Source organism: Buttiauxella selenatireducens (genome assembly GCF_031432975.1).
Classification (GTDB): Bacteria; Pseudomonadota; Gammaproteobacteria; order Enterobacterales; family Enterobacteriaceae; genus Buttiauxella; species Buttiauxella selenatireducens.
Genome location: NZ_CP133838.1, coordinates 4,779,132 through 4,792,136, shown reverse-complemented (window position 1 = coordinate 4,792,136; position 13,005 = coordinate 4,779,132). Strand labels below are relative to the sequence as shown.

Here is a 13,005-nt window from a genome sequence, read left to right as displayed (position 1 = left end):
CTGAGGGAGAGGGGACTGACCGAGTGGTTTCCCCCCTTTCCTGAGGGAGAGGGGACTGACCGAGTGGTTTCCCCCCTTTCCTGAGGGAGAGGGGGCTGACCGAGTGGTTTCCCCCCTCTCCTGGGGGAGAGGGTCGGGGTGAGGGCTAATCGATCACTGAACCGCTTTATTCACACTGCTCATCGCAGAAAGCGCGGCGGTCAGGCGGTCCAGATCACTAAGCTGGTTTTGAATCTCGGTGACTTTGGAGTTTTTTTCCGGCTCGGCTAACCCTTTGTTGTCCTTCACGCCTTGCATCTGTTTGAACAGGGCGAGCTGGCGAATCGGCACCAGTTGCAGGTCGCTGGATGGGCGGAACGGTGCCCATGTCAGGCCTTTCAACACGGCCGCTTCTTCCGGGGTTTTGCCGTAAGTCATAAAGAAGTCGTAAATTTTGTCTTTGGTGGTTTCGGAAAGGTTCTTACGCCACACGATCGGATCGCCTGGGATCAACGGGGATTTCCAGATGACTTTCAGATCTTTGAATTTCTCAGGGGCGGTTTTCTTTAAACGATCGAGGTTTTCAGTGTTGTTGGTGGCGACATCCACTTGCTTATTGGCGACGGCCAGGGCGTTGGTTTCGTGGTTGGCATTCACGGAGCGTTTAAATTCATTGGCAGCCGCGTTGTTCTTGGCGAAGACGTAATATCCAGGGACCAAATAACCCGATGTAGAGTTAGGATCGCCGTTGCCAAAAGTCAGCTCTTTGCGCTTCGCCAGCATGTCTTGCAGGTTGTTGATTGGGCTGTCTTTATTGACGATCAACACGCTCCAGTAACCCGGAGAACCGTCTGCCGCAACGGTCTGAGCAAATACTTGCCCGTTAGCGCGGTCTACCGCTTCCATCGCGGAAAGGTTGCCGTACCAGGCGATATCCACTTTGTTAAAACGCATCCCCTGGATGATCCCTGCATAGTCCGGCGCGAAGAAAGCATTCACTTTCACGCCCAGCTTCTTCTCCATATCCTTCAGGAACGGGTCCCACTGTGGTTTCAGGTTTTGCTGCGATTCTGTCGAGATAATGCCGAAGTTCAGCGCTTTCTCTTGTTCATCCGCATGAGCTGCGCTGAACAGGGTGCTGACGCTTAACAGGCTGGTAAAGACAAGGGCTTTAGCGGCTTTGTAGCTCATGGCTGACTTATTCCTGAAGGTGGATAAAAGTATTAAGCAGCGACCGCGTCGACGCGATTCATACTGCGGTAAAGATTTCCCAGCCGTTCGTTGTCGAACGCTGAGCTGCTTCCGTCGTAAAACACATGACCCTGGCGCAGTGCGACAATGCGTTCGCAATAGCGCAGGGCGTAGTCCACCTGATGCAGCGTCACCACCACGGTGATGCCGTCCAGACGGTTAATGTCGTGCAGGGTTTCCATCACGATGCGTGCAGATTCCGGGTCGAGGGAGGCAATCGGTTCATCGGCGAGAATCACTTTCGCCTGCTGCATCAGCGCACGGGCAATCGCCACGCGCTGCTGCTGCCCACCGGACAGGGTGGAGACGCGCTGATACGCAAACTGCGCCATGCCGACACGGGTCAGTGCCTGCAATGCGCGTTGTTTCTGCTCGCGGGTAAACCAGTTAAAACAGGTACGCCAGAACGGCGTGGAACCGAGTGCACCAATCAGTACGTTTTCCAGTACCGTCAGGCGATTCACCAGGTTGAACTGCTGGAAGATGTAGCCGGTGTGGGCGCGGCTTTTGCGTATGTCACTTGCCAGGCGACCCGCTTTTTGTACGGTGCGGCCGAGCAATTCAACGTGGCAGTCTGCTGATTTATCGGAAGTAATCAGGCCGCTCAGGTGACGTAAGAGGGTAGATTTGCCTGAACCAGACGGCCCCAGCAGAGCAACCATCTCACCTTCATTAACAACCAGATCAACCGCATTCAGCGCCTGATGTTGGTTGAAGGTTTTGCTCAGTTTGTTGACGCGAATAATTGTTTGCATCATTCGGCTCCTTAAAAAAGTTGCCTCATGGTGCCGATAGAATGTGACGATTTTGTTAAAGATAAGTTTCGATATGATGAAGAGTGAGCGGCAGCCTGGAAGTCATCAAGCTAATCAGCTATTTGTCGTATTGTTTGGCGCTTCGTTTTTGTCTTTGCTTACAGTTACCCGCCGGTCATTGGGAAGGTAACAATGAGCAAGAATATTATTTTTTGTGCCGATGGCACATGGACCGCTCCCGGTTTTGAATCAAAGCCGGATGATGAAACCGTCGCCAGTAATGTTTATCAGTTATTTATTGATTTTAAAGGCATTGTTGACCAGCAAAGTTTGTTGTTAGCCAATGAGCAAGAAAAAACGCTGACGGATAGCAGCGGCAATGTGGTGCAAGTCGCGAAATACATTTATGGAATGGGTGATCCGCATAATGGCCTGATCAAGCGACTGGGTGGCGCATTTGGCGCAGATTTGATCGTGCCGATCATTCGCGGGTACACCTTTATCAGCCGCCATTGGCAGCCGGGCGATCGGATCTATTTGGTGGGATTTAGCCACGGTGCCTATACCGCGCGTGTACTGGCGGAGATGATCATCGATCGTGGCTTATTAAATCGTGAAAAGCTGAAATTAAATCAGCGCAATAAAGATGAGGCGTGGCGGTTTGCCGCGTCGGTGTGGGCGCAGTTTCTTGCCCATTCGCCGGAAATGAGCCCGAGCCTGCTAGGGAGCGTGGTGCGCGAGTTGCCGGGTTTTTTTTGCGACAGCGTTGACCCTACCTGTATTTCGCGTCCGGCCTCCATTGAGGCGGTCGCGGTGTGGGAAACGGTCGGGCTGATGGGCATCCCCAGGTATTTCACCGATAAACGCTACAACGTTTTCCGCTTTAACAATACCGAGCTGCATCCACGGGTGAAATATGGGCTACAGGCGCTGGCGATTGATGAGCAACGTGTCGATTTAGAACCCGTATTGTGGGACAACCGCGATCGTATTTTGCAGGTGATGTTTCCTGGTATTCATCAGGATGTGGGTGGGGGATATCAAAACGCTCAGGAGGACCGCGGTTTGTCGAATGGCGCGTATTTGTGGATGCATGATGCGCTCGACGATTTGGGAATTAATCTTGCACCCAGCGAGGTTATTGCAGACCCGCTCGGGCTGCTGCATTGCGATTGGTTTCCGCCAACCCGATATTTGCGCATCATGCCTCGACAGCTTCCTCCACCGCTGACTTCATCTATGATGGTTCACCAGTCGGTTATTGAGCGGCTGAGCGGCGGCCCAATGTTGTTGCAGCAGTCAGCGATAACCGGGGAATGTCTGCCAGGACCTTATGCGCCGCAACCGTTACAGAGCTATTTACACGGGCAGGGCGCCATCCCCATTAACTGGGCAATAGCGCGGTAGGTGTAGCGGTGTTGCCGTCTGTCATCGCAGGCGGCAGCACCCTAAAACGGCTTACATCGGTTTTTCGACATTCACCATCCACGGGATCCCGTACTTATCGGTCAACATGCCAAAGCCTTTGGCCCAGAATGTTTCGCCCCAGGGCATGGTGACATTTCCACCGGCGGCCAGGTTATCAAACCACCGTTTACCTTCGTCGACATCTTTACTGGTCAGGCTCAGTGAGTAGCCTGAGTGTTTCACCTGATCGGTGGCCATATTGCCGTCACTCATCATGACTTCACTGTCACCTATTCGGACATTGGCATGCATGATTTTATCATCAGGCCAGTTAAATCCACTGTTGCAGCCTTCTGCTGCATTGTTTGCTTCCTCCTTTGGCATTTCGCCAAAAGTCATTTTAAACAGCAGTTCAGCACCGATAGCTTGTTTATAAAACGCGATAGCTTCTTCGCAGGTGCCGTCAAAAAAGATGTAGGGGCCAACAGACATGGTTTTTTCCTCATATGCGGAGTGCATATGAAGTGTAGATGTGGGAATAAGGGCAAGCCAGGCGGGGGACGGACGCTTTCTCCCTCTCCTGAAGGTGAAGGGATGGTACGGTTTCACCCTCTCCTTGAAGGAGAGGGAAAAGACTTAGTTCTTTTTCACAAACTCTGACTTCAATTTCATCGGGCCAAAACCATCGATTTTGCAATCAATGTTATGGTCGCCTTCAACCAGACGGATACCCTTCACTTTGGTACCGATCTTCAGCATTGAAGAACTGCCCTTAACTTTCAAATCTTTCACTACGGTGACGTTATCGCCGTCAGCCAGCAGGTTGCCGTTGGCATCTTTAACAATCAGCTGGTCGCTGTCTTGTGCGGGTTCGGCATCATTCCATTCATGCGCACATTCCGGGCAGACAAACATACCGTTGTCTTCATAGGTGTACTCGGAACTGCATTTCGGGCAATGAGGGAGAGTCATCTTAATATCCTCAAAAATAGCGGCTTTCCGCCAAAAGTAGCGCAATTATACATTAAAACCCTACTTTTGCAGGGATTATTGCCGCTACGCCTTGCGCCATGAGGATGAGATGAACGCAAAGATTGATATTTTGTATCTGTAATCAATTGCTAAATTCGGGATGAAAATACAGAATTAGCTTATTGAAATGCGCTATTGTTTCTTTCTTTGTCTATATCATCAGATAAATTTTTTTGAAACGTAAGCTTAATAAAAATATCGAATAATTGATTTCCGCACGAAATTATAATTTCCGGTACTGAATTGACCTGTAAATATAACTATTTTTATAAAAATCCGGATAATTTTATTTAAGTAAGGATTTTTTATGCACACACAAGCAATATTTGAGTTAAGTCAGGAGGCTGAGCGGCTATTACAACTCGCCCTGCAAAACCTTAATTCCTTAAAAGCGACCTCTTTTACTACACAGAATGATGAAAATAACGCAGGGCAATCGCAAATGGGGCCGGTTGTCCCGTCTGCGTTTTGCCCACACACCCTTCAACAGCAGCAGGCAATGCTGCAAAATGAATTACGCAAAATCACCCAGAATGAGATGGTGCTGGCCATTGTAGGCACGGTAAAAGCAGGTAAATCCACCACCATCAACGCCATTATTGGCACAGAAGTTCTGCCTAATCGCAATCGCCCGATGACAGCATTACCGACATTGATTCGCCACACGCCAGGCCAGCGTGAGCCAGTGTTGCATTTTCCTTACGTGCAACCCATCGACCAATTAATGCATACGTTGCAACTTCGTTTGCAACAAACCGACAGAGCAACGCTTGGCAGGCATTTGGAAATTGATCGGGATATGGCGGCGTTATTAACCAGAATAACTGAAGGGGAATCTTTCGCTAAACATTATCTGGGTGCTCAGCCTATTTTTCATTGTCTGAAAAGCCTTAATGATTTAGTGCGTTTATCCAAAGCACTGGATGTTGCTTTTCCCTTTAAAGCCTATGCAGCAATTGAACATGTTCCGGTAATTGAAGTGGAGTTTGTCCATTTAGCGGGAATTAATGAAGGTTATGGGCAACTGACATTATTAGATACGCCTGGCCCGAATGAAGCCGGGCAACCGCATCTGAAAAAAATGCTACAGGAACAACTGGCGCAGGCGTCTGCTGTGCTGGCAGTACTGGATTACACCCAGTTGAAGTCAGTTTCTGACGAAGATGTGCGAAAAGCGATATTAGGCACCGGTTCTTCCGTGCCGTTGTACGCACTGGTGAACAAGTTTGATCAAAAAGACAGAAACGGCGACGACGAAGAACAAATTAAAGCATTGATTTCCGGCACGCTGATGAAAGGAATGATTGAGCCGAGCCATGTTTTCCCGGTTTCTTCCATGTGGGGTTACCTGGCCAATCGCGCGCGTCATGAACTGGCATTACACACTCAGTTGCCGAACCCTGATGAACATCGCTGGGTGCAAGATTTTGCTGATGCCGCGCTGGGGCGTCGTTGGCAACGTGATGATTTGGCGGATAGCGATATTGTGCGCCAGGCGGCGGAACTGCTTTGGCAAGACTCGCAGTTTGCCGAACCCATCAAAAAGGTGCTTCATGCCGCACACGCCAATGCTTCGATGTACGCACTGCGTTCTGCCTGCCAGAAATTACTTAACTACACGCAGGGCGCGGAAGAATACCTGAATTTCCGCTGCCAGGGCTTGCGCATCGCCAGTGAGCAATTGCAGCAGAATATTGCTGCAATTGAAGAGGACATGAGCCTGGCCGCTGAAAGCCAGCAGTCGGCAAGTGCGGCTGCGCGCAGTAACGTAAACCAGGCTGTGCAAGCGATGGGGGATTTTATCCGCCGTTATGAGCAACAGATTAATGCCAACGTAGCCGACTATTTCCAGCAAGGCATGGTGCCTGAAAAACTGACTCGCCAGGCGATGTCGTTTGGAACTCGTCGCGGTGTCGATTTTGACGCCCGCGATGAAACGCTGAATTTTGACGATGAACCATCGGCGCAAATTGCGTTGCACAGAATCCGCGCCTCATGCGAAATCATCCTGACCGCTGCGCAAGAAAAGATGAATGAGGAGCTGATGCATCTGTTCAGTTATCTGGAAGTCGAGCTGGCGGATACGCTACGTAACATCTTAAAACCCATTGAATCCCGAGTCTCACAAGGGCTCGCCCAGGCAGGGTTTCGTACCCATTTCAACCTGCCGGTGTTCCATGTCGGATTGTTAAATTTCAATGCCCATAAAGCATTCAATGAGCTTATCGAAGAGCAGGATATTCCGGTCGCGCAGTTACGCCGTCCGGCTGGGATGCGCGGCACCGTCGCACGTTGGCTCAATAGCGAGGAGTGGGGTTGGGAAGGGTACACCGTGATGCAAAGTCGCTATGTCATTTCGTTGCCCGATGTACAACGCAAGCTGTGCGAGCATGTTGCCAGTTTCCTGTTGCAGCTCAATCGCACCCTGGCTATGCAAATTGAGAATGCAGTGAGTGAGGGAATGACCGCCTTCTTTGCCGATTTTTCCCAGACGTTGGATGCGATACGCCTGAATCTGCAACAAAGTTTGTTGGCGCGTCAGCAAAATGAAGACGCGGTAATGGCTTTGCGCCAGCGGCTTGAGCTGTGCGTGCGAACCACGCGCTACATCCACGAAGACACCCGCCTGCTGCGGGACGATATTCAGACGCTATTTACGGTAGAACAGTAATGAACAGCCTGGTACAGGGTACTCAAACCCGCGCTTTGGAATGTGTTGCAGAGAAATTTGTCGTCGATTTTGCAAAAAACAGAGGGGTTACACGTGAGCTGTGGCACAGCCAGCAAAGCAAAGCGTATTTCCAGCGGCTGACCGGCGAGTTTATTGGCAGCAGTCAGTTGCAAAAATGGGCGGTGGACGATGTGTTACTCGAGACGCCTGAATTTACGCTAGCGATGCTTGGGCAGCTTTGCCAACGTGTGGTGAAAAAACATCGGGCGATGACGAAAGTTTATGACAGCGTCTGTTCTATGTCCGCCGCTTCTGCGCGAATGAATAACGAGGCTCACGGAACTCGACAGTTGTTTGCTCTCGTGCAACAGCAGCTGGCGCTGCGCATCGGCAAGCTGGAGGCGCAACTAAACGGCACCGATCTCACGCATCTGGGGATCGTGCATTGCGAGCAAGTTTTTGCCCGTTGGCAGGCTGGACACTATTTATCTTTTTCGCCCGCTGGACGCTGTTATGTCGCCTTGCAGGAGCTGTACTGGGGCACTTTTGGCGATGCGCTGCGTTTTGGCAGCACGTTACAGGCGAGTGAGCTGATAGAACAGGCGCGAGCGTTGGCCATCAGGCAGCTGGCGCAAGATGTGAATGCCTCTGCTCGCACTCGTCATTACTATTATGAATGGCTGATGTTTCCGTCTACGCCTTCAATGATGGAAAGCAAAGACGCGCTGGCATGGCTGGGTGACGATTGTGACCGCGAGTATCAGCCGGTGAGTTTTGCTACTACTCAAACGCATTTGGGAGTTTCGCTCGGCATGCCACGCATTTGTTCCGCAATGCGTCTGGGAAGTGCGATGGTCGATGAGGTGTTTATCTGATGATCTCAGGATTGAATATGCGGCAAAATATATGAAGACATTTCCTACACGTGTCATCAAGAATATGATCGATATCATATTAAGCAGGATTAATTTAAATGAAAGGTAATGAACTGAATAAATAGAAGCCATTTTCTTTGCTGGGTTGTACACAGTGTAAATATTTAAGGACACCTTTTCCTTGTATATCTAAATGTCATCCACCCCTGAATCCTCCCTAAAAAGTAATAATATAGCTAACTTCGCTATTTTTTATTACATCAGGATTTCTTAACGCAATGAACGCGATAATCGTTGACGATCATCCATTGGCGCGGATCGCCATTCGCAATTTACTCGATACTAATGGCATCACCGTCATCACTGAGCTCGATAGCGGCGAACATGCGGTGCAAACCACGGAGAGGCTCAAACCGGATCTGCTGATAATCGATGTTGATATCCCCTGCATTAGCGGCATTGAGGTGCTGGAACAATTACGCAAACGCCATTTCGCGGGCTTTATCATTATCATCTCGGCCAAAAACGAACTGTTTTATGGTAAGCGTAGCGCAGAGTGTGGCGCGAATGGGTTTGTCAGTAAAAAAGAGGGGATGAACAATATTCTCGCTGCCATCGACGCGGCAAAGAATGGTTATAGCTATTTCCCTTTCTCTCTTGAACGCTTTATTGGTACGAGCATTACTGAGCAAGACAAACTGGATACGTTATCGACCCAGGAAATGAAGGTGCTGCGTTATATTCTCAATGGCATTGATTACACCACCATCGCCAGAAAAATGAATATCAGTAATAAAACGGTGAGCACCTATAAAACTCGCTTAATGGAAAAACTAGATTGCTCCTCATTGATGGAACTCTACGATTATGCGCAAAGAAATAAAATAGGGTAATCAGATGCTGGCTCGTTTGTTTATTTATTTGATGATTGTTTTTGGCTTGAGCAGTTTTTCCACCTTTGGCGCGACACAAGTTATTGAGCTTAAAAGTAACTACCAGCCCGCAGTGCTGGATATTCGTTTAAGCCCGGAAGAACGGTTTTGGCTGGAGCACAAAAAAAACCTCACTGTCGGTACCTGGTTGCCGGAGGTTTCCCCTATCGATTATGAAAGTACCGGGGGAATTTATCAGGGAGTGAATGCCGATTACCTGGCCCTGATGCAAAAAAATCTGCATATTAAAATTATTATTAAACAGTACGATAGCGAGAAAGAAGCCCTTGCGGCGCTTTCGAGACACGAAGTCGATACGCTGCTCACTCAGCTATCTGTCCACAAAGATGTGGGAAGCGCTCTGTTGACGACTTCGGCGTTGATCAAAACCTGGCCGACGCTGGTGACTTCGCTCAAAAATACCTTGCTGCCGCTAAAAACGGATAAGGAAGTGACCCTTGCCTGCGTGCAGGATTGCGCATTTTCCAGTGTCGCCAAAGAAGCCTTCCCTAACGCCAGAATGGCCTTTTACGATGATGACTATCAGGCATTGTCATCGGTGCGGGATGGTAAAAATCAATATTTTATAGGTAATAACGTAACCACCGGGAATTACATTTCTAAATACTTCTCACAATCGCTGGTTATAACTCACTACTTCAACAAGCAAGAACAATACAATTACTTTATCACCAGTAAGAATCAACCGTTGTTGCGAAACATCCTTGAAACTTTCATTACTTCTATTAGTAATGAAACGCATATGCGGATGATGCAGAACTGGTTGAATCGCGGCAATCTTTCCTACCTGAATTCACCTATTCCGTTCAGTAAGGAAGAGCAGGAGTGGCTCAAAAAACATCGTAATATTAAGGTGTTGATTAACCCTAACTATCCACCGTTTACGCTTATCGACCAGGGTGGCGAGCTACGCGGCATCATGGCTGATTTACTCAATATTATTCAGCTACAAACCGGGCTTGAATTTCAGCCGGTGATGGTTAATTCCGGCAACAAAATGGCACCAGATCAATGGGATATGATCCCCGCCGCAACGCTGAATAATGCGCCGCAGAAATTAATCTCGTTTAGCGATTCGCTTATGAGCATCTCGTATGTGATTGTCACTCCACACCAGGAAAAAGCCGACCTGTTGCTCACAAAACCCCTGCGCATTGCCGTGGCCGCGGGGACTATTTTGACCAACGATTTACATCAACGTTATCCGCAGGCGACCCTGGTTGAAACGGAAAACATTGTTGAGGCAATGAAAATGGTGGAGAAGGGCGAGGTCGATGCGGCGATTACGAGCGAGTTATCCGCCCGCTACATGATTGATCATTATTATCTGCAAAAAATGTACTACATGCGGCTACCCGGAATGCCGAGCGCCTCGCTGAGGTTTGCGATGGCGCGCGATGAACCAGAACTGAACGCCATTATGAGTAAGGCGCTGCAAGCGATTCCTCCACGCGATATTCTGCAAATGACGGAGAAGTGGTCGAAAATTTCTAGCGTACAGAAAGACACCTGGAGCCTTTATAGCAGGCAGTTTTATCAGCTGGTGTTCTTCGCGTTAGTGCTGATTGCCATTAGCCTGGGGTGGGGATTATCGCTGTCGCGTGAGGTGCGCAAAAGAAAACAGTCACAACGGCAACTCGAAGAAGAATTGCAGCTTAAAGAGGCGCTCTCACATGAGCTGGAGGCTGAAAAAGATAAAGCGATTCAAGCCACGAAAGCGAAAAGTCGCTTCCTTGCGAGTATGAGCCACGAGCTGCGTACTCCGGTGAGTTCGATTGTTGGTTTTTTAGAGCTGCTGTCGAGTTCGGATCTCAACGCCGCTCAGCGCAAAGAGGCGATAGCCCTTGCCGCGGCTACCGCACAATCGCTGCTGGGGTTGATCGGGAAGATTCTGGACGTTGATAAGATTGAGTCCGGTAAATACCAGATTGCCCCACAATGGACGGATTTATCGCAGCTTATCGACGTTCAGTGCCACTCGTTTGACGCTTTGGCCAGACAGAAAGGCGTGGAGCTGCGTTTTAGCAGTCATCTTGCGGCGGATGATCGCGTGCTGATTGACCCGCAAGCCTGGCGGCAAATTCTCAACAATCTGGTCGGCAATGCGCTGAAGTTTACCGAGCAAGGGCATATAGAGGTTTCTTGCCGCCTGACACCCGGTGAGGATAAACATGGGACTTTGACCGTGACGGTGAGCGATACCGGCTGCGGGATCAGTACGGAAGAACAGAAGACATTATTCCACCGCTATGTTCAGGCAGGTCAGGGGCGTAAACATATCGGGTCTGGGCTGGGGCTGGTTATCACCAAAGAGTTGGTGACACTGATGGGCGGCACGCTGGAACTCAGCAGCCAGCAATCGCAAGGCTCCACTTTCACCATTACGCTTGCGGTTGAAATCGCACAGCAAACCCGTACCCCGACGAAGAATACGCCAGCCGCTTTGTCGCCGCTGCCTCGTTTGTCGATTTTGATTGCTGACGATAATCCGACGAATCGCCTGCTGTTAAAGCGCCAGTTGAATGCCATTGGCTACAACGTGGATGAAGCCTGTGACGGAGAGGAGGCTGAAGCCAAAATCGCCCACAAGCAGTACGATTTGTTGATAACTGACCTGAACATGCCGAAAAAAGATGGTCTGGCGCTGACGGCATCTTTACGTCGCAAGAATGCGCGGCTGCAAATCTGGGGACTTACCGCCAGTGCACTTTCGCAGTCACGCGAGCAATGCCTGCAAAGTGGGATGAATCAGTGCCTGTTTAAACCGATTTCGATTCAAACGTTGACTCATGAGCTGAGTAAACTCGATATGGGGCGTGCGTCCTCTGGCAACACGCGACATTTGAAACTGAGTATTCTGACCGAGAACACCGGTGGTGACAGGACGTTGATGAACGAGATTCTGGAAACGTTCCGCGAAGCGTCGGCCAATGATTTGCAAGTCGCCGTGCGCTCTATTGAGCAGGATGAACCTAAGATGTTTTTGCACGCGTTACACCGTTTGCATGGCTCGGCACAGATTCTGGAAATCACAGCGCTTCAGGCGTTGTGTGAACCTTTCGAATCACGCCGACATGATGCGATACCGCTTGAGGAACGTAAGGAAACGCTTGAGAAAATTTCTGCGGTGATGCGGGAAATCGACATTGAGATAGACAGTTTGATAAGCCACTAGAAAAGCGGGATACCGCTTAGGCTAATCCTTCCCATAACGGCATCCGACCTACGAGACGATAATGCAAACGCAGCTTTCGTAGGTCGGATTAGCGAAGCGACATCCGACATTCAAGACGAAAATCACTTCGCAATGTTAACGCTGCTTAGTGGGTTGCAGCGAACATTTCACTATCCACTACGATACCGTCTTCAGCACCTTTCAGTACCAAATTAGCCTCGTAGTATTTGCCGTCTGCCAACAGTTTTTGAGCCTGAGCCACCGCTTTACGGGTTTGGTTCAGTGGCATCAAATATTGATTTTCCATTACGCCAATGCCCGCCAGACGTAAGGTATCCATTGCCCCTTTTTTATCGCCTTTTGCCAGTTTTTCATTAGCAGACTTGATGGCGCTCTCTTTGGCCGGTGTCGCAATATAGTCTTCAGATAAGGTGACATTGGCGTTAATGATGACGTATTGATCGTCAATCATCTTCGCTTTGGAATCGGTTTTGACAAATTTCTTCCAGTCCACGCTGTCATCTTTAAGCAGCGTTGCCGCGTCATCAGTCAGTTTTTTAGCCGTGGCGGGTTCACCGTGAAACAGCGCCAGTCGTGCGAATTGGATATCACGCATGGCATTCGCGCCCTGTACGGCAACCTGCATCACGTCAGCAGCTTCTTTTTGGATTTGTGCGGTTGCAGCAGCGGTTTGCGCTGGAGTTGCTGTTGTTGCAGCAAATACCGGTGCAGAACTCATCATGGTTGCCAGTACACCAGCCAGAATTAATTTTTTCATTATCTTCTCCTCAATAAAATGGGTGTTAATCACCAACGGAGCCAGAATAGAAAATAACGATCAGGATGAAAATCAGAGCGCAGAATGAATATTGCAGGAGCCATCTGACGCTTGTCAGATTGCTGAGAC

The 13,005-nt window shown here is 49.5% G+C and carries 10 protein-coding genes; 5 read left to right on the top strand and 5 right to left on the bottom strand.

Features of this window, described 5'->3' with window-relative positions; translation table 11 throughout:
• Positions 1-153 precede the first annotated feature (153 nt).
• Both phnD and phnC read right to left on the bottom strand, forming a co-directional pair.
• Positions 154-1,170, bottom strand: a complete 1,017-nt coding sequence (gene phnD / locus RHD99_RS21975) for a phosphonate ABC transporter substrate-binding protein (protein ID WP_183272454.1) — start codon at positions 1,168-1,170, stop codon at positions 154-156.
• A gap of 32 nt (positions 1,171-1,202) precedes the next feature.
• Positions 1,203-1,985, bottom strand: coding sequence for a phosphonate ABC transporter ATP-binding protein (gene phnC / locus RHD99_RS21970; protein ID WP_183272692.1), 783 nt, complete (start codon positions 1,983-1,985; stop codon positions 1,203-1,205).
• 192 nt (positions 1,986-2,177) lie between these two features.
• Here phnC and RHD99_RS21965 point away from each other — a divergent pair, with 192 nt between their 5' ends.
• Positions 2,178-3,392, top strand: a complete 1,215-nt coding sequence (locus tag RHD99_RS21965; RefSeq protein ID WP_309876601.1) for a phospholipase effector Tle1 domain-containing protein — start codon at positions 2,178-2,180, stop codon at positions 3,390-3,392.
• 51 nt (positions 3,393-3,443) lie between these two features.
• Here the strand turns inward: RHD99_RS21965 and yjdN are convergent, their stop codons facing one another.
• Both yjdN and RHD99_RS21955 read right to left on the bottom strand, forming a co-directional pair.
• On the bottom strand, positions 3,444-3,884 hold the full coding sequence (yjdN, locus tag RHD99_RS21960; RefSeq protein ID WP_183272456.1) for a VOC family metalloprotein YjdN: 441 nt from the start codon (positions 3,882-3,884) through the stop codon (positions 3,444-3,446).
• A gap of 144 nt (positions 3,885-4,028) precedes the next feature.
• Positions 4,029-4,364, bottom strand: a complete 336-nt coding sequence (locus tag RHD99_RS21955) for a zinc ribbon domain-containing protein YjdM (protein WP_183272457.1) — start codon at positions 4,362-4,364, stop codon at positions 4,029-4,031.
• Positions 4,365-4,731: 367 nt separating this feature from the next.
• Here RHD99_RS21955 and RHD99_RS21950 point away from each other — a divergent pair, with 367 nt between their 5' ends.
• The 4 genes from RHD99_RS21950 (at position 4,732) to RHD99_RS21935 (ending at position 12,098) form a co-directional block, all read left to right on the top strand.
• Positions 4,732-7,095 carry a dynamin family protein gene (locus RHD99_RS21950; RefSeq protein WP_309876599.1) on the top strand — a complete coding sequence of 788 codons (2,364 nt, stop codon included), beginning with the start codon at positions 4,732-4,734 and terminating at the stop codon, positions 7,093-7,095.
• Positions 7,095-7,970 (top strand): diguanylate cyclase regulator RdcB family protein, encoded by an 876-nt coding sequence (locus RHD99_RS21945; RefSeq protein WP_309876598.1) that lies wholly within the window; start codon positions 7,095-7,097, stop codon positions 7,968-7,970. Before RHD99_RS21950 ends, RHD99_RS21945 begins: the two co-directional genes overlap by 1 nt.
• Positions 7,971-8,248: 278 nt before the next feature.
• Complete coding sequence (gene evgA, locus RHD99_RS21940; RefSeq protein ID WP_309876596.1) at positions 8,249-8,863, top strand: acid-sensing system DNA-binding response regulator EvgA; 615 nt, start codon at positions 8,249-8,251, stop codon at positions 8,861-8,863.
• A gap of 4 nt (positions 8,864-8,867) precedes the next feature.
• A complete protein-coding gene (locus RHD99_RS21935; protein ID WP_374708451.1) occupies positions 8,868-12,098 on the top strand; it encodes a response regulator in 3,231 nt (1,076 codons plus the stop codon).
• 145 nt (positions 12,099-12,243) lie between these two features.
• Here RHD99_RS21935 and RHD99_RS21930 read toward each other — a convergent pair whose 3' ends face one another.
• Positions 12,244-12,876: a YfdX family protein gene (locus RHD99_RS21930; RefSeq protein WP_374708450.1), complete on the bottom strand. Its 633-nt coding sequence runs from the start codon at positions 12,874-12,876 to the stop codon at positions 12,244-12,246.
• Positions 12,877-13,005: the final 129 nt, after the last annotated feature.

Excerpts from the sequence above, each read along its gene's own strand:
- phnD (WP_183272454.1), bottom strand. The coding sequence starts at position 1,170 with ATGAGCTACAAAGCCGCTAAAGCCCTTGTCTTTACCAGCCTGTTAAGC.
- RHD99_RS21945 (WP_309876598.1), top strand. The coding sequence starts at position 7,095 with ATGAACAGCCTGGTACAGGGTACTCAAACCCGCGCTTTGGAATGTGTT.
- RHD99_RS21955 (WP_183272457.1), bottom strand. The coding sequence starts at position 4,364 with ATGACTCTCCCTCATTGCCCGAAATGCAGTTCCGAGTACACCTATGAA.
- RHD99_RS21935 (WP_374708451.1), top strand. The coding sequence starts at position 8,868 with ATGCTGGCTCGTTTGTTTATTTATTTGATGATTGTTTTTGGCTTGAGC.
- phnC (WP_183272692.1), bottom strand. The coding sequence starts at position 1,985 with ATGCAAACAATTATTCGCGTCAACAAACTGAGCAAAACCTTCAACCAA.
- yjdN (WP_183272456.1), bottom strand. The coding sequence starts at position 3,884 with ATGTCTGTTGGCCCCTACATCTTTTTTGACGGCACCTGCGAAGAAGCT.
- RHD99_RS21965 (WP_309876601.1), top strand. The coding sequence starts at position 2,178 with ATGAGCAAGAATATTATTTTTTGTGCCGATGGCACATGGACCGCTCCC.
- RHD99_RS21930 (WP_374708450.1), bottom strand. The coding sequence starts at position 12,876 with ATGAAAAAATTAATTCTGGCTGGTGTACTGGCAACCATGATGAGTTCT.
- RHD99_RS21950 (WP_309876599.1), top strand. The coding sequence starts at position 4,732 with ATGCACACACAAGCAATATTTGAGTTAAGTCAGGAGGCTGAGCGGCTA.
- evgA (WP_309876596.1), top strand. The coding sequence starts at position 8,249 with ATGAACGCGATAATCGTTGACGATCATCCATTGGCGCGGATCGCCATT.